The sequence below is a fragment of the Variovorax sp. Soil_C_39 genome (assembly GCF_057656815.1).
The window spans coordinates 394,542-409,356 of the sequence record NZ_JBDGJQ010000004.1 but is presented as its reverse complement, the minus strand read 5'-3'; the positions used below and the strand labels follow the sequence as shown (position 1 = coordinate 409,356).

General features: G+C 67.4%; 18 protein-coding genes. 8 read left to right on the top strand and 10 right to left on the bottom strand.

The window, feature by feature from the left end; genetic code table 11:
• Nucleotides 1-10: 10 nt before the first annotated feature.
• From AC3A6J_RS13430 to AC3A6J_RS13410, 5 genes are all read right to left on the bottom strand, one after another.
• Nucleotides 11-529, bottom strand: a complete 519-nt coding sequence (locus AC3A6J_RS13430) for an RNA polymerase sigma factor (RefSeq protein WP_487860442.1) — start codon at nt 527-529, stop codon at nt 11-13.
• 4 nt (nt 530-533) lie between these two features.
• Nucleotides 534-1,268, bottom strand: a complete 735-nt coding sequence (locus tag AC3A6J_RS13425; RefSeq protein WP_487860441.1) for a secretin and TonB N-terminal domain-containing protein — start codon at nt 1,266-1,268, stop codon at nt 534-536.
• A 239-nt stretch (nt 1,269-1,507) separates the two neighbouring features.
• Nucleotides 1,508-1,969, bottom strand: a complete 462-nt coding sequence (locus AC3A6J_RS13420) for a hypothetical protein (RefSeq protein WP_487860440.1) — start codon at nt 1,967-1,969, stop codon at nt 1,508-1,510.
• 77 nt (nt 1,970-2,046) lie between these two features.
• Nucleotides 2,047-3,534 (bottom strand): Fic family protein, encoded by a 1,488-nt coding sequence (locus AC3A6J_RS13415; protein ID WP_487860439.1) that lies wholly within the window; start codon nt 3,532-3,534, stop codon nt 2,047-2,049.
• Between the two features lie 207 nt (nt 3,535-3,741).
• Nucleotides 3,742-4,542 carry an IclR family transcriptional regulator gene (locus AC3A6J_RS13410; RefSeq protein WP_487860438.1) on the bottom strand — a complete coding sequence of 267 codons (801 nt, stop codon included), beginning with the start codon at nt 4,540-4,542 and terminating at the stop codon, nt 3,742-3,744.
• Between the two features lie 91 nt (nt 4,543-4,633).
• Between AC3A6J_RS13410 and AC3A6J_RS13405 the strand changes: the two genes are divergently transcribed.
• The 8 genes from AC3A6J_RS13405 (at nt 4,634) to AC3A6J_RS13370 (ending at nt 11,384) form a co-directional block, all read left to right on the top strand.
• A complete protein-coding gene (locus AC3A6J_RS13405; RefSeq protein ID WP_487860437.1) occupies nt 4,634-5,620 on the top strand; it encodes a tripartite tricarboxylate transporter substrate binding protein in 987 nt (328 codons plus the stop codon).
• A 32-nt stretch (nt 5,621-5,652) separates the two neighbouring features.
• Nucleotides 5,653-6,531: a TauD/TfdA dioxygenase family protein gene (locus tag AC3A6J_RS13400; protein WP_487860436.1), complete on the top strand. Its 879-nt coding sequence runs from the start codon at nt 5,653-5,655 to the stop codon at nt 6,529-6,531.
• 194 nt (nt 6,532-6,725) lie between these two features.
• On the top strand, nt 6,726-7,790 hold the full coding sequence (locus AC3A6J_RS13395; protein ID WP_487860435.1) for a LacI family DNA-binding transcriptional regulator: 1,065 nt from the start codon (nt 6,726-6,728) through the stop codon (nt 7,788-7,790).
• Nucleotides 7,787-8,575 (top strand): SDR family NAD(P)-dependent oxidoreductase, encoded by a 789-nt coding sequence (locus AC3A6J_RS13390; protein ID WP_487860434.1) that lies wholly within the window; start codon nt 7,787-7,789, stop codon nt 8,573-8,575. The genes AC3A6J_RS13395 and AC3A6J_RS13390 overlap by 4 nt, the downstream gene beginning before the upstream one ends.
• A gap of 33 nt (nt 8,576-8,608) precedes the next feature.
• Nucleotides 8,609-9,583 (top strand): Bug family tripartite tricarboxylate transporter substrate binding protein, encoded by a 975-nt coding sequence (locus AC3A6J_RS13385; RefSeq protein ID WP_487860433.1) that lies wholly within the window; start codon nt 8,609-8,611, stop codon nt 9,581-9,583.
• Nucleotides 9,576-10,346, top strand: coding sequence for an SDR family NAD(P)-dependent oxidoreductase (locus tag AC3A6J_RS13380; protein WP_487860432.1), 771 nt, complete (start codon nt 9,576-9,578; stop codon nt 10,344-10,346). Before AC3A6J_RS13385 ends, AC3A6J_RS13380 begins: the two co-directional genes overlap by 8 nt.
• Nucleotides 10,347-10,379: 33 nt before the next feature.
• Nucleotides 10,380-10,931 carry a VOC family protein gene (locus AC3A6J_RS13375; protein WP_487860431.1) on the top strand — a complete coding sequence of 184 codons (552 nt, stop codon included), beginning with the start codon at nt 10,380-10,382 and terminating at the stop codon, nt 10,929-10,931.
• A 12-nt stretch (nt 10,932-10,943) separates the two neighbouring features.
• Complete coding sequence (locus tag AC3A6J_RS13370; protein ID WP_487860430.1) at nt 10,944-11,384, top strand: ester cyclase; 441 nt, start codon at nt 10,944-10,946, stop codon at nt 11,382-11,384.
• A 15-nt stretch (nt 11,385-11,399) separates the two neighbouring features.
• On the opposite strand, the gene AC3A6J_RS13365 is transcribed toward AC3A6J_RS13370, so the two are convergent.
• The 5 genes from AC3A6J_RS13365 to AC3A6J_RS13345 form a co-directional block, all read right to left on the bottom strand.
• Nucleotides 11,400-11,819, bottom strand: a complete 420-nt coding sequence (locus AC3A6J_RS13365) for a BLUF domain-containing protein (protein WP_487860429.1) — start codon at nt 11,817-11,819, stop codon at nt 11,400-11,402.
• A 17-nt stretch (nt 11,820-11,836) separates the two neighbouring features.
• Complete coding sequence (locus tag AC3A6J_RS13360) at nt 11,837-12,799, bottom strand: hypothetical protein (RefSeq protein ID WP_487860428.1); 963 nt, start codon at nt 12,797-12,799, stop codon at nt 11,837-11,839.
• On the bottom strand, nt 12,796-14,133 hold the full coding sequence (locus tag AC3A6J_RS13355; protein ID WP_487860427.1) for a glycosyltransferase family 2 protein: 1,338 nt from the start codon (nt 14,131-14,133) through the stop codon (nt 12,796-12,798). The genes AC3A6J_RS13360 and AC3A6J_RS13355 overlap by 4 nt, the downstream gene beginning before the upstream one ends.
• A gap of 103 nt (nt 14,134-14,236) precedes the next feature.
• Nucleotides 14,237-14,491, bottom strand: a complete 255-nt coding sequence (locus tag AC3A6J_RS13350) for a hypothetical protein (protein WP_487860426.1) — start codon at nt 14,489-14,491, stop codon at nt 14,237-14,239.
• 47 nt (nt 14,492-14,538) lie between these two features.
• Nucleotides 14,539-14,805 carry a glyoxalase superfamily protein gene (locus tag AC3A6J_RS13345; protein WP_487860425.1) on the bottom strand — a complete coding sequence of 89 codons (267 nt, stop codon included), beginning with the start codon at nt 14,803-14,805 and terminating at the stop codon, nt 14,539-14,541.
• Nucleotides 14,806-14,815: the final 10 nt, after the last annotated feature.

Here is a 14,815-nt window from a genome sequence, read left to right as displayed (position 1 = left end):
GACCCCGCAACTATTTTTCGTCATGGGCGATCCTCGCGCTCAGGTGGTCGTGCGCATGCTTGAGCTCGTATTCGACGGTACGCAGCGAAACACCGAGCCGCCTCGCCACCTCGGGCTGGGTGAGCCCCTCCATGTGCACCAGCACGACGACCTCGCGCCGCCGCGCGGGCATGCGGTCGAGCAGCCTGACGACCGCGTCGAGCTGCGAGCGCGCCTCGGCGATGCGGTCCGGGCCGGGCGCCGTGTCGGCGAGCTCCAGCAGTGCATCGATCTCGTCGAACGGCAGGTTGCGGCTCTGGCGGCGCTGGATGTCGAGCGCGATGTTGTACGCCATCCGCACGAGGTAGCCGCCCGGGCGCTGGATCGGCCCGTCCGCCGTGCCGCCCTGGTCGTTCACGCGCAGCCAGGTGTCGTGCAGCGCGTCTTCGGCCAGGTCGGCATTGCGCAACGCCCGCCCCAGCTGACGCTTGAGGGCGTTGTAGTGGCGGGACAAGTAGTCCATCAGCAGGGGGCGCGCGTCTTCGGCCATGGCATCAATCGGCAGGGTCGGCCGCAGGGTCGCGGCAGCCGGGGTCGCCGCCGGGCTCGGCCGGGCGCACCAGCAGCGTCAGTGGCTGCGGCATGCCGGGCGGCGGCGCCTCGGCCAGGCGCACCGCCGCGAGCGCGCGCAGCATGGCCGAATCCCGCGCCGCGTCGCCGCTGGAGCCGAGCAGCCGGGGCCGCTGCAGCCGGCCCGTGGCATCGACCTCAAAGCGCAGCAGCGATCGGTAGGCGCCCGGCCGGGTGCGCGGGTCGTCGCACAGGGCCTGCCAGACCCGCGCCTGCACCAGGCCCGGATAGCCCGCGAGGTTCCCGAGGCTGGCGGCGCGCGGTGGTGGTGCGGCGGCCGGTTCCGCCGGCTTCAGCGCGAGCGTGGGGCCCGAGCCTGTGCGCACCTGCTCTGCGACCAGGCCCGTGCCTTCGAGCAGCAGGCGCAGCGCGGCATCGGGTGCGTAGCGGCCACGCACCGCAGAAGAGGTGCGCCCCGCCAGGATCTCGCTGCGAAAGAGCGCGGGCTGCCGCGTCAGCGCCGCGTAGCGCTTGAGCGCATCGGCCAGCGGCAGGGCCGGCAGGTCGAAGGCGATCGCAGCAGCATCGTCCGGCACCCGTTCGGCCGCGGGCGGCAGCAGCGGCGGGTCTGCTACGGGCGGCTCAGCCGCGCAGGCCGACGCGGCCGCGCGGCACAGCACCAGCCCGCAGAGCGGCAGGAGAAGGAATCGGGTCGGCAAGGAGCGCGCGCCATTCGGGAAACTTGCATGCTGTCACCGGCATGTGACGGGCGCGTTGCAAACATTCCCATTAGCGCGGCTGTCGGTTTTCACCGGGCTTGGAATTTTTCCGCTGAAAATGGAACTCCGATTCTGCGGAGGAGCGAAGGCCTGCCCGAAGAGCACCGGCTCGGCGCTGCGGCGTGCCGGCCGGGCACGGCAGAATGCGACCAACACGCCGGAACCGGCGGTGCCAGTCGTTAGGGGCGCCCCTCAAAAGCGTCGATCATGGAATACAGATGGTGCAGTTCAGATTGCCTGTCAGGCTGACCTTCAAGTAGATCGATTTCATGCCGAACTCGATGGAACTCTGGTTCCGTGCGGATTTTTCCGCGATCAAGCACCTTGGCAAGTCGTCGTTCCTCGTTCGCCATGAACTCAGGGTATGCGTGCTCGGTCGCCGCGAACCAAGCTTTTGCGACAGCTGGCCGCCATTCTTCCGGAAAGTCCGGAAGCGAATCCAGCATCTCTCGCCAACCTTGTTCCAATCCCGCAGCCACCTGCGAGGGGGTCGGTTTGGGAGTTCCTTCGCGAACTGTGGCGACGAAGCCGCACACTCCGGCACATACTTGGTAAATCGCCTCTGATGTCTTGCCCGGAATCTCCTTTAATGCCAGGCCGAACAGCTCATAAGTGGCACAAAGCTTGTCTACTTTTGACATGGTGCGAACGCCCCTTTTTTGGCTGCAACCAGCCCTAACCGGCAACCTCGACAATCATGAGCCCAGATCGACCAAGCTCACTGCGTTGGCTCTCGGACGGTGAGAACTTCTCGGGCCTTGCCCTCGATCGCATCGAAGATCTCAGGCGCGACCTCATCGGCGTAGCGCTTTCGCTTGTTATTCGAGATCGCACCGCCGTTGTTCAGCGCAATCGACACCAGCGTCGCCAGCGTCGAACCACGCAGCTCGTACTGGTCATTGATTTGTTTGCGCACCGCGTCGAAATGAACGATGAAGTTCGTCTCACTGCGCAGCTCCACCTCCAGTGCTTCGCGCGCCATGCTCAAGCCGAATTCCACACAGCGAGTGGCATCCCAGAATCGAAAGATCGTGTCGTCACACTTGAAGGTGAATTCGAAGTCTCCCTCGCCGGCCGCCCTGGCGTTGACCAGCGCGCGCGCCGGACGGGAGAAGTCCTGCAGGACGCTCAGATACTGTGGCTCGTGGCGCTTCATGGCCACAGAAACCGGAAGGAGCATGCCGTCGGGCAATTGGCCGGACTGGCATAGGACCTTGTGAAAGAGAAAGCGGGAGAGACGTCCGTTCCCATCCATGAATGGGTGCAAGAAGACAAAACCGAAAGAGGCAATGCTGGCGGCCATTAGCGGATCCAGACGCTTCGCGGTGTCGTTGGCGAAACGTGACCAGGCATCCATCAGTTCCGGCAGATCATCAGGCCGCGGAGGCACAAAGGTCACGCCCAGCGCACCGCGGCCACCATCGCTCAGCCAATTCTGCTCCGTCCGGTATTGAACTGCCTTGTTGTAAGGGTTGGAGACGATCGAGGTCTGCAACTCCACCAGATACTGCTCGTCGAGGGCACGCGGCTCGTGCGCCTGGCGCAGCAGGCCGATGAATGTGCGCGCCTTGTCTTCCGACGGCGCCTCGTTCTCGATCGCGTAGCTGTCTTGGGTCTCATGCAGATACGCCCAAGTCAACGTGCGATCGAGTAATTCGCGGTTGAGCGAGGAAACGAATTCGCGAGTGGCCGCCAGCACATCAAAGTCCAACAACTCCTTGATCGCCGGCGTGCGCTCCACTGTGACGCAGTAATCCCAGGTCCCGAGACCGTTGAAGTTGACTCGCCATCGAGAGTCGCGGTCGGTCCCGCCTGTGTAGTAACGACGTGGGTCGAACAAGTCAACATAGCCCGCGGTGATGACCGGCTGGGCCACCACCTGGTTGCCGGTGAAGTGTTCCCACGCGCTGCAGAGCATTCGCACGTACTGTCCATTCGGAGTCGCGGCAAGCGCCGCGGCCAGATCGGCGCCGGCGAGGTGCTTGGATGCGCCTGCAAGCACCTGCAGGTTCACTCCCTCATGCTTGAGGGCAAAGAGCAAGTGCGCCACCAGGTCGCCGTCGGCCGGCGTCAGGGCGCCCGGCACGCCAAGGGCTTCAGCCGATGACATGATGCGCGTGACCGGTTTGACCAAAGCGGGTCGGCGCACTTCGAAGATGGGCAGGTCCAGGCTTGACCGCACGTATTCGTAGCCCACGTAGGCCATTTTTTCCTAAGTGTTACAAGTTTTTTTGCATTCTAAGGCCTGAATCCCAGATTTTAGCCATTCTCCGGCGCTCGGCCCAGGGCCTCGTCGGCTGGCGATCTGGCGATCTGGCGATCTGGCGAACCATCCTGAGTGGGACGACGGTTCAAAGCCGAGAGATTCATCGGCCCGAAAGTGTTGAATCCAAAGGCGATTGGGGTCCAACCCTCACTGAGAATCCGCAGCGGCGCCCGAGCCGATCTCCTCGCGGATGCGCGCCACGGTCTCGAGCAGCCGCGGCGCCACCTTGGCGATCATCATGTCGCGCGGCAGCAGGTAGGCCGGCCCGCCGCAACTGAAGGCGAAGCGCTCGCCCTGCGGCCCGCGCACCGCGAAGCCGAGCGCATGGATGTGCGGGTTCCATTCGCCGAACGAGCTGCAGTAGCCGAGGCGCGCGTGCTCGTCGAGCCCCGCGGCGAGGCGCGGCGCAAGCGCGGCCCAGCCCTCGCCGCTGGCCAGGCGGATGCGCTCGAGCATGGCATCGCGCTCGGGCGGATCGAGGCTCGCGAGATAGGCCCGCCCCGAGGCCGAGGTGGCGATCGTCATGCGCGAGCCGATCTCGATGCGCGAGGTAATCAAGGCGGTGCGCGGCCGCAGCGAATCGATGATGAGGATGTCGAGGTCGTCGCGCACGCCCATGTGCACGCTGGCGCCCGCGAACTCCGACAGCGCGACCAGGTGCGGGCGCACCGCCGCGCGCAGGTCGAAGTGGCGCAAGTAGCGGTTGCTCAGGTCGAGCAGCGCGGGCCCCAGCGCGAAGCGATCGGTGTCCGCGGCTTGGCGCAGGTAGGCGGCCGAGACCAGCGTCGCCGTGAGCCGCGAGACGGTGGCCTTCGGAATGCCTGTCGCATCGGCCAGTTCGCGGTTGCTCAGCGGGCCCGCCGCGTCGCCCACCACACGCAGCAGCGCGAGCCCGCGCGCCAGCGCCGCCACCTCGGCGCCGCCGCCCGATTCCAGTCGTTCATTCATTTTTCAAAACACCGTTTCATTTTTTTATTGACCTTGCACCACAACTCGATCATATTTCGGAACGTTGTTCCATTAAAAAGAGAGACAAGCCATGCACACGATGCACCAGCCGACGCGGCGACACCTGATGCTTTCCGCCGGCCTCACGGTCACGGCGCTCGCCGTTCCGCTGCGCGCCGCGGCCCGCGACTTCCCGGCCGGCCCGGTCAAGATCATCATCCCGTTCGCGCCCGGCGGGCCGACCGACACGGTGGGCCGGCTTATCGGCCAGAAGCTGCAGGAGATCTGGGGCCAGCCGGTGATCATCGACTACAAGCCCGGGGCGGGCACCGCGATCGGGGCCGATTTCGTCGCCAAGTCGGCGCCCGACGGGCTGACGATCGGCATGGTGAATTCGTCGTTCGCGGTCAATCCGTCGCTGCGCCGGAACCTGCCCTACGACACGGTCAAGGACCTGGCCGGCATCACGCAGATCGCCAACCTCGAACTCGCGATCGTCGCGCGGCCCGACACCCCGTTCAACAACGTGCGCGAACTGGTCGCCTACGCGAAGAAGAACCCCGGCAAGCTCACCTACGGCACGCCCGGCGCGGGCAGCACCACGCACCTGGGCGCCGAACTGCTCAAGCGCGAGGCCGGCTTCGACATGCTGCATGCGCCGTTCAAGGGCAGTGCACCGGCCCACACCGAGCTGATGGGCGGGCGCATCGACCTGGTGTTCGATCCGCTGCTCTCGGTGCTGCCTTACGTGAAGGCCGGCCGCATGAAGATGATCGCCACGCTCGGCGAGCAGCGCGTGCCGGGCTTCGACTACCCGACCGTCGCGGAAACGCTGCCGGGCTTCCACGTCAACGCGCTGCTCGGCTTCGTGGCGCCGCGCGCCACGCCCGCGGCGGCCGTGCAGAAGATGCAGCAGGACATCGCCCGCGTGCTCAACGCGCCCGACATGCGCAAGCGCATCGAAGAACAAGGGATGACGGTGGTCGCCTCGACCTCGGCGCAGTTCGATGCCTTCGTGCAGTCCGAGATGAAGCGCTGGGCCAAGACCATCGCCGATGCCGGCATCCAGGCCGAATAGTCCCCTCCTCCGAAGAACGTCATCCGAACTCCATGACACTGCAACTCAAGCCCCTTCACCCGGTCTTCGCCGCCGAGGCCAGCGGCATCGACATCGCCCGCCCGCTCGGCCAGTCGGAGATCGACGACATCCGCGCCGCCATGGACGAATACGCCGTGCTGGTTTGGCGCGACTGCCCGCTCTCGGGCCAACAGCAGCTCGACTTCGCGAAGGCCTTCGGCCCGCTCGACCTCGGGCTCAAGAAGGTGTTCCGCCGGCCCGAGCGACTCGAGGACGAGCGGCTGATCGACATCTCCAACGTCGACGCCGAAGGCAACGTGGCGCGCCGCGATTCGCCGAAGAACCTGTCGAACTTTGCCAACCAGCTGTGGCACAGCGACAGCTCGTTCCAGAACCCGCGCGCCGCCTACTCGATGCTGCATGCGCTGGTGCTGCCGAGCTGGGGCGGCACCACGGAATTTGCCGACCTGCGCGCGGCCTACGACACGCTGCCCGAGCGCACCCAGCGCGAGATCGCGGATCTGCGCGCCGAGCACTACGCGCTGCACACGCGGCTGCTGCTCGGCGACGATGCCTACACCGACGCGCAGAAGAAGGCGATCCCGCCGGCCGTCTGGCCGCTGGTGGAAACGCACCCGGGCTCTGGCCGCAAGCTGCTCTTCGTGGGCGTGCATGCGCGCGAGATCGTCGGCTGGCCCATCGCGGAAGGCCGCATCTACCTGCTCGACCTGCTCGAGCATGCGACCCAGCGCGAGCGCGTCTACAGCCACGAATGGCGCGTCGGCGACCTGGTGATGTGGGACAACCGCAGCACGTTGCACCGCGGTCGGCGCTACGACATCGCCGAGCGGCGCGAACTGCGCCGCACGACGACAGAAGACGTGCCGTCGACGGTGCCTGCGGCCGCCTGAAGGCCGGCCGGCCACCGTGCGGCGGGCGGTGGAACCGTTTCTAGCTGATCGACATAACTCGGACAAGCCAGTCAGGGTTATTGCGCATAGAAACGTTTCCACAACATGCCGCACACTGCGGCCATGTTCGCTGCCGCACTCTTTTCTTTTTCTCTTCTCCTTTCCGCATCGTCGGCGCAGCAGGCGGTGCGCGCATGAAGGCCAAGGTCACCATCCGCGAGGTCGCGCGGGCCGCGGGCGTGGCGATCGGCACCGCCTCGCGCGCGCTCAACCGCACCGGGCGCGTGAGCGAGCAGGCGATCGCGGCGGTCACCAAGGCGGCGCGCGATCTCGGCTACACCCCCGACGCGGTGGCGCAGAGCATGCGCACGCGCTCCACCGGCGTGGTCGGGCTCATCGTGTCCGACCTCGCCAATCCGCTCTACGCACGGATCATCACGGCCGTCGAGTCGCGCCTGTTGACGGCGGGCTACACGCTGCTGGTGGCGAGCACGCACAACGACGGAGAGCGCGAGAAGGTGCTGATCGATCTGTTCCGGCGCCGCCGCGTCGACGGGTTGATCCTCGGCCCCTGCCATGCCGAGACGCCGGCCTACCTCGACCTGCTCGCGGCCGACGGCCCGGTGGTGGCGCTCGACCGCGACTTCCAGGGCGAGAACGCGGGCGTGCACGTCGACCACTACCACGGCGCGCTGCAGGCCACGCGCTACCTGCTGAACCTGGGCCACACGCGCATCGCGCTGCTGACGCCGGGCAGCGTGCTGCGCCCCGGGCGAGAGCGCATCGCGGGCTACCGCGACGCCTTTGCCGAACGCGGCCTGCAGCCCGACCCGAAGCTGATCCGGGCCGAGAAGTCGGCGATGGACTTCGCCTTCAGCGAGGCGCTCGCGCTGCTCGGCGCGCCTGCTTCGCCCACCGCCTTTTTGTGCCTGGGCACGCGCATCCTCTCGGGCGTGCTGCAGGCGCTGCGCCATGCGGGCCGCGTGGTGCCCGACGACGTGAGCGTGGTCAGCATCGGCGACACCGACCTGTCGCAGCTGTTCAGCCCGGCCATCACCTCGCTCACCTGGGACCTCGAGGCGGTCGGCACGGCCGTGGCCGAGCTGCTGCTGCGCCGCCTCGACAGCACGGCGCCGCTCGAGCAGGAGCGCATCCTGCTGACCACGCAGATGGTGCTGCGCGAATCGTGCGGGCCCGCTGCGAAGCCCGCGGCTCGCGCCAAGACCTCGGCTACCGCACGGAAAGCCGGCGCGGCATGACGACCGAGCAGCGCCTGCACGGCAAGGTGGCGATCGTGGTCGGCGCCGGCTCGATCGGCGAGGGCATCAGCAACGGTGCGGCCGCGGCCCTCACCTTCGCGCGCGAAGGCGCCAAGGTGGTCTGCGCCGACCGGTCGCTCGAGGCCGCGGCGGCCACGGTGCGACTGGTGCGCGACGGCGGCGGCATCGCGGAGCCTTTCGAGGCCGACGTGCGCAGCAGCGCGCAGATCGCGGCCATGGTGCGCCACTGCATCGAGCGCTTCGGCCGCATCGACGTGCTGCACCACAACGTGGGCGTGGAGGAATTCGGCGAATTGCTCGAAGTGACCGAGGACTCCTGGGACCGCGTGCATGCGATCAACCTCAAGGGCCCGATGCTCACGGCGCGCGAGGTGGTGCCGCACATGATCCGCCAGGGCGGCGGCTCGATCATCAACATCTCGTCGATCGCAAGCCGCAAGTGGAGCCCGATGCAGTTCCTGTCGTACAGCACCTCGAAGGCGGCGCTCAACCACATGACGCGCGTGGTGGCGCGGCAGTACGCGCAGCACCAGGTGCGCTGCAACGTGATCGTGCCGGGGCTGATCGACACGCCGCATGCCGCGGCCTTGTTCGAGGGCGACGAAGCGGCGCGCGCCGGCCGCGAGATGCGCAATGCGCGCTGCCCCATGGGCCGCCAGGGCTCGGCCTGGGACGTGGCGAATGCGGCGCTCTACCTCGCCTGCGACGAATCGAGCTACGTCACCGGCCTCGAGCTGGTGGTCGACGGCGGGCTGTCGCTCTAGGTCCCATCACATCTACAACAAGGAGACATCACCATGCGCAAGATCTGGATTGCAGCGGCGCTCGCGGGCCTGGCGCTCGCGGCGCGGGCCGAGACGCCCTCGGACTATCCCTCACGGCCGATCCGCTTCGTGCTGATCTCGGCCGCGGGCAGCGGCGGCGACACGCTCGGGCGGCTGCTCGCCGACAAGATGGCGCCGCTGGTCAAGGGCGTGTTCGTGATGGACAACAAGCCCGGCGCGAGCGGCGCGATCGCGACCGACTTCGTCGCCAAGGCGCCGCCCGACGGCTACACGATCGGCATCGGCGGCGCGACCACGCATGTGCTGCTGCCCGCGAGCAATCCCAAGCTCTCGTACGACTCGGTGAAGGACTTCGCGCCGATCGGCCAGGTCGGCACCGCGTCGATCCTGCTGATCGCGACCAACGACTTCCCGGCCAACAACGCCAAGGAACTGGTCGCGCTCGCGAAGAAGGCGCCCGGCAGCGTGCAGTACGCGAGCTGGGGCATCGCGTCGACCGGCCATTTCTGCGGCGAGCTGTTCAACCTGCGCACACAGGCGCAGATGAGCCACATCCCCTACAAGTCGGTGGTGCAGATCCAGACCGACATGCTCGGCGGCCACGTCAAGCTGGCCTACGTCGACATGGCCTCGGGCACGCCGATGGTGAAGTCGGGCAAGGTGAAGGCGATCACCGCCTGCACCTCGCGCTCGCCGAGCCTGCCCGAGGTGTCGAGCTACGACGACGAGGGCATCGACTTCGCGGGCAAGCGCATGGGCGCGCTGCGCTGGGCGCTGTACGCACCCGCGGGCACGCCGAAGCCGATCGTCGCCAAGCTCTCGGCGGCGCTCAAGCAGGTGGTCGAGATGCCCGACGTGAAGGCGCGGCTGCTCGACCTCGGCATCACCGCGGCCTACGTGGGCGGCGACGAGTTGCGCAGCATGACGGCAGCCGACATCGAAGGCTGGAAGCAGATCGCCAAGGCGGCGAACATCAGCAATGAATGAGGGCGCGGCGCTCCGGCTGCTGGACGGGCGCGTGGCGCTGGTCACGGGCGCATCACGCGCGCGCGGCATCGGGCTCGCGACCGCGCGGCTCTTCGCGCAGCACGGCGCCCGCGTGGCGCTGCTCGACCTCGACGAGGGCGAGGCCGGGGCGGCCGCGCAATCGATCGGCGCGGCGCACATCGGCATCGGCTGCGATGTGCGCGATGCCGAGGCCTGCGCGGCGGCGGTGGCGCGCGTGCTGCAGTGGGCGGGCCGCATCGACGTGCTCGTGAACAACGCCGCGGTCACGCAGAAGCGCGCGGTGCTCGACGTGACGGCCGACGATTTCGACACGGTCGTGTCGATCGCGCTGCGCGGCACGCTGCAGATGTCGCAGTGCGTGATTCCGGCGATGCGCGCGCAGCGCAGCGGCTCGATCGTCTGCATCTCGTCGATGTCGGCGCAACAGGGCGGCGGCGTGTTCGGCGGCAGCCACTACTGCGCCGCCAAGGCGGGCGTGCTGGGCCTGATGCGCGCCATGGCGCGCGAACTCGGCCCCGACGGCGTGCGCGCGAACGCGGTGACGCCCGGGCTGGTGATGACCGACTTCTCGCGCGGCGCGACCTCCGACGAGCGCAAGCACGAGTTGGGCAAGGGCTTTCCGCTCGGGCGCGTCGGCACGCCCGAGGACATCGCGGGTGCGTGCCTCTACCTGGCCTCGGACCTGTCGTCGTTCATGACCGGGGCCACGCTCGACGTCAACGGCGGCGCCTACATGCGCTGACCGGCGCGCACGCTTTCAAGGATCGACTTCATCATGAGCAAACTTTTCGGCAGCGTGCGCCAGGTCGGCTACGTCGTCAGCGACATCGAGCAAGCGATGGCCCATTGGTCGCGCACGCTGGGCGTGGGCCCCTGGTTCTACAAGGAAGACGTCGGCACGACCGAGTTCAACTACTACGGCAAGCCGTCGCGGCTGCCGAAGCTCTCGATCGCGTTGGCCAATTCCGGCGACCTGCAGATCGAACTGATCCAGCAGCGCGACGATGCGCCCTCGCTCTACCTCGACTCGCTGCGGCGCGGCGGCGAAGGCGCGCAGCATCTCGCCTGGTGGACCGACGACGGCTTCGACGATGCCGTGCGGCAGCTGCTGTCGATGGGCTACGTCGAGGGCCACAGCGGGCGCATGGGCGCACGCGGGCGCTTTGCGTACTTCGTGCATCCGGCGCTGCCGAGCGGCATGTTCGAGATCTCGGAGATGGCGGGCGGCAAGGGCGACTACTTTCGCGAGATCCGGCACGCGGCCGATAGCTGGGACGGCCGCACCGAGCCGATCCGCCGCATTGGCGCACCCATTTCCAATCCTTGAGGAGAACACCACGTGGAGACCCCAGCCATGCTGCAGGCGGCAAGAATCAAGACGGTGCGCGACCACATGGCGCTCGAATGCACCCAGGAGTGGGATGCGGTGATCGCCACCTTCGCGCACCCACGCTACGAGATGCACGGCAGCGGCGCGGTGTTCGACGGCGAGGCAGAAGTGCGCGGCTATTTCGAGAGCTCGCGCACGCCCTTCCCCGACCTCGCCAATGAGATCATCGCGATCGCGGCGGACCACGACACGGTGCTGGTCGAGTTCTGGCTCAGCGGCACGCACCTGGGGCCTCTGCAGGCCGAGGGCAAGGTGTACGAGGCCACGGGCCGCCGCTTTCGCATCCGCATGGCCGCGAGCTTCGAGTTCGCGCCGGGCTCCGACAAGATCGTGTGCGAGAGGCCCTACTCGGCCGCCGATGCGAAGCTGCGCGCGCTCGGGCTCGAATGAGCCGCGTGCGCCCGCCTACAGCGCCACCCAGTTCGGCGTGGCGGTGAGTGCGCGGAAGAACGGCGCAACGGCGGCCGGCGCGATGTCGTAGGGCGATTGCGAGGGATCGAGGCCGTGCCGCCGGGCAACGGCCCGCATGCGCTCGTCCCAGCGCAGCAGCGCCATGGACCATTCGGGAAACGCACGCACTGCAATGAAGGTGCGGTCGAGCACGACCGGCGCCTGGTGGCGCAGGTCGACCTGGATCCTTGCGTACAGCGCTTCGAGCGCCGCATCGTCGCCCTCGAGGTACTGCAGGTACACGCCGTCGAGCAGGCCGAGCGCACCGGTGATGCCCGCCTTGGGGTTGTCGGTGCGCGAAACCTCGAGGATGTCGGCCAGGTCGGCGGCACGGAAGGCGATGGCCTTGCTGGCATAGATGAGGCGGGCGAGCATATAAGGTCGGCGGCAGATCAGAAGAGGATCACCCATTCGCCGCGCAGGTACCTGTACTGGTAGCTGGGGCCCGAGAAGCTGGTGCTGCGGCTGTAGCCGGCACTGAAGCGGAACACCTGCGAGCCCCGCACCGGGCTTTGCAGGTTGATGTCCAGAAGCCGCGTCGGCTGGCTCACGTCGTGGTTGATCTTCTCGTTGCCGAGGCCCGCGGTAACGGCGGCCGTCCAGCCCTGGAAACGGTAGCGCCAGCCCACCGCGAGCATCGCCTCGCTGTAGCTCTTGGGGTTGAAGTAGGCGCGATCGACGTCCTCGTGCGTGCTGCGGTAGGTGCGATAGCGCGCCTGCAGCGTCAGGCCCAGGTCGAGCGAGGGCTGGTAGATCACGCGGAAGCGGCCGAGGTCGCGCCGGTTGCCGTCCGAGAAGTACTGCTGCCCGAGCAGCCCCACCAGCGTGACATGACTGCCGATGCCCTGGTCGACGGCCACGCCGACGATCGAGAAGTCGACGCCGCGGTCGAGCGCGCGGGGCGTCTCGACCCAGTCGCGGTTCACGATGAATTCGACCGCGGTGCTCTTCGTGGGCGAAATGCGGTAGCTGCCGTCGAGCGTGAGCAGCGTGTGCCCGCCCTGGCGGAACAGACCGGCCTCGATCACGCCGCCGTCGGCGGTGCGGGTCTCGACCGAGCGCGCGAGGAACGAGACCTTCTGCCCGTTCCTGCGCCAGTTGTCCTGCCGGTACTGGTATTCGCCGAGCCGGAAGCCCAGGTAGCGGTCGGCATGCGCGAAGGCCGGGAAGAATTCGGCCGACACGCGGCGCGACTGGAAGTTGTCGCTGTCGTGGGTCAGGTACACCTCGCTGCCATAGGCCATGCCCGAGCGCTCACCGGCGGGCTTCGGCGCCTCCTCGGCCCAGCTGGGCGCGGCCAGTGCCATGCAGAAACCCGACAAGGCGCCGGCCACGACGCGTGCGACGCCGGTCATTTCGTTCCCCACGATTTGGGCTTTCTCAAGAGTTCGTCCAGGTAGCCCAGGGCGCTCGCGGGTTGCAGCAAAAAGCTGTAGAGCAGCACGTAGATGAAGAACCCCCCGAAATTCCGCCGCACCACGAGGCCCGTGCTCCTGAACATCCGGCGCTCGATCGAGAACATCAGGAAGCTCAGTGCGAAGGCGGCGGGCAGCAGCGCCAGCGTCATCGGCCCGACGATCCAGTAGTAGCCGAACAGCGCGAACACCACGCCGGGGATGAAGCCGATGGTGAATGCCACGTCGAGCCATGGGAAGAACACGTTCCAGTAGATGAAGAAGGTCGAGAGCCGCGGCTGCAGCAGGATGCCGGGATGCTGCACGAAGGCTTCGGCCATGCCGCGCGCCCAGCGCTGGCGCTGCTTGACGAGCTGCCCGACGGTGGTGGGCACGTTGGTGAACAGGCAGGCGTCCTCGCAGTGGCCGATGCGGTAGCCGGCCTTGAGCAGCGCCCAGGTGAGCACGATGTCCTCGCCCACGCACTCGGGCCAGCCACCCACCTCGGCCAGCGCGGCGCGGTCGTAGATCGAGAAGGCGCCCTGCGCCACCAGCGTGCCCTGGAACAGCGACTGCACGCGCTTGATCGAGGCGATGCCGTGGAAGTAGTCCCATTCCTGGCAGCGCGTGAGCCAGTTGAGCCGCGAGTTGCGCACCAGGATCTTGCCCGCCACCGCGCGGGTGTTGGGCGGGTCGGCGCGGTAGCGCTCGACGATGTTGACCAGCGCGCCGCGGTAGAGGAACGAGTCGGCATCGACCGTGATGACGAGGTCGTGGCGCACTTCCTTGAAGCCGATGTTCAGGGCGCGTGCCTTGCCGCCGTTCTGTTGCAGGTCGACGAAGGTGAGCCACGGAAAGCGCGCCTCGGCGGCGCGCACCACCTGCGCGGTGCCGTCCTTCGAACCGTCATTGATGACGATGACCTGCAACTCGCCGGGGTAGCCCTGCCGGTCGATGCTGACGAGCGTTTCCTCGATCGAGGCTTCCTCGTTGTAGGCCGCCACCAGGATCGAGATCGGCGGATAGGCCGTGAGCGGCCGGCGCACGGGCCGGCGGTCGAGCATCAGGCTGATCGCGAGGAACGCATTCATGAAGCCCGGGATCACGGCGATGCCGTAGACCAGGAACACCGCGACCACGATGCCGACGTACTGCCGCAGGTCGGCCAGCCAGTGGGCCGCCGCCCAGATGGAGAAAGCCGCCCAGGCGCTGGCGCCTGCCAGTGCGATGAAGAATTTGGCGACGACGGGCAGGTAGAGCCTCGATCGTGGCCTGCCGTGATGCGCGTCGGTCATGGTGTCCTCGTGAGCCGAGAATGTAACGCGACGACCGAGATTTAAGGCATTTGTTTACACTTCCGTGCCTAACTCCGTGGTATGCGTGCCACGTTGCCCCGCCTCATCGATCAGGGCCTCTTGCACCAATCAGATCGCGCACGGCAATGGCCAGCACGAAAAGCGCTAAGCCGGCGGCGGTCAGGGTTGCCGCCGTGTAGAAGCCGATCAGGCCCCAATAAAGGACAGGCTGCTCGACGGCAAGGATCTCAGGTCCTTTGCGGTTGTTGAGCACCCCGGTGCGCACGCTTTCCACCACTTCGGTGGCTCCAATAAGGCAACCCCAGCCGATCAAGGCCGCGACGGCGAGGGCTGCCATCGACTGTAGCCATGACCGTCGGTGGCTCGGGGCATTCGGACGGCCCGTCACGTTCGCAATGCGTTGCCAAAGATCAGCCGATTCCCGTAGGAATGCCGCACCGTCACCTCATGTGTTCCCCACCCCGTGTCCTTGATGCCAGGACGCGCATGGCCGTACTGCTTGGCTGTCAGCCCGGCATGCAAGCTAGCGATCCCGAATGCGCAGGACACACCGCTGCAGCCGCCCCTGTGGTGTTCAGCCAAGTGCTGCACACGGCCGGCGTGCGACACGAGGTACGGTGGCAGCGCAGGCCCAAAGCGATGTTGCTCCATCGGCGTTGTT

Coding starts and splice junctions, on each gene's coding strand:
- AC3A6J_RS13375 (WP_487860431.1), top strand. CDS start 10,380: ATGAGCAAACTTTTCGGCAGCGTGCGCCAGGTCGGCTACGTCGTCAGC.
- AC3A6J_RS13415 (WP_487860439.1), bottom strand. CDS start 3,534: ATGGCCTACGTGGGCTACGAATACGTGCGGTCAAGCCTGGACCTGCCC.
- AC3A6J_RS13365 (WP_487860429.1), bottom strand. CDS start 11,819: ATGCTCGCCCGCCTCATCTATGCCAGCAAGGCCATCGCCTTCCGTGCC.
- AC3A6J_RS13380 (WP_487860432.1), top strand. CDS start 9,576: ATGAATGAGGGCGCGGCGCTCCGGCTGCTGGACGGGCGCGTGGCGCTG.
- AC3A6J_RS13350 (WP_487860426.1), bottom strand. CDS start 14,491: ATGGCAGCCCTCGCCGTCGCGGCCTTGATCGGCTGGGGTTGCCTTATT.
- AC3A6J_RS13410 (WP_487860438.1), bottom strand. CDS start 4,542: ATGAATGAACGACTGGAATCGGGCGGCGGCGCCGAGGTGGCGGCGCTG.
- AC3A6J_RS13390 (WP_487860434.1), top strand. CDS start 7,787: ATGACGACCGAGCAGCGCCTGCACGGCAAGGTGGCGATCGTGGTCGGC.
- AC3A6J_RS13420 (WP_487860440.1), bottom strand. CDS start 1,969: ATGTCAAAAGTAGACAAGCTTTGTGCCACTTATGAGCTGTTCGGCCTG.
- AC3A6J_RS13405 (WP_487860437.1), top strand. CDS start 4,634: ATGCACACGATGCACCAGCCGACGCGGCGACACCTGATGCTTTCCGCC.
- AC3A6J_RS13385 (WP_487860433.1), top strand. CDS start 8,609: ATGCGCAAGATCTGGATTGCAGCGGCGCTCGCGGGCCTGGCGCTCGCG.
- AC3A6J_RS13345 (WP_487860425.1), bottom strand. CDS start 14,805: ATGGAGCAACATCGCTTTGGGCCTGCGCTGCCACCGTACCTCGTGTCG.
- AC3A6J_RS13400 (WP_487860436.1), top strand. CDS start 5,653: ATGACACTGCAACTCAAGCCCCTTCACCCGGTCTTCGCCGCCGAGGCC.
- AC3A6J_RS13395 (WP_487860435.1), top strand. CDS start 6,726: ATGAAGGCCAAGGTCACCATCCGCGAGGTCGCGCGGGCCGCGGGCGTG.
- AC3A6J_RS13360 (WP_487860428.1), bottom strand. CDS start 12,799: ATGACCGGCGTCGCACGCGTCGTGGCCGGCGCCTTGTCGGGTTTCTGC.
- AC3A6J_RS13355 (WP_487860427.1), bottom strand. CDS start 14,133: ATGACCGACGCGCATCACGGCAGGCCACGATCGAGGCTCTACCTGCCC.
- AC3A6J_RS13430 (WP_487860442.1), bottom strand. CDS start 529: ATGGCCGAAGACGCGCGCCCCCTGCTGATGGACTACTTGTCCCGCCAC.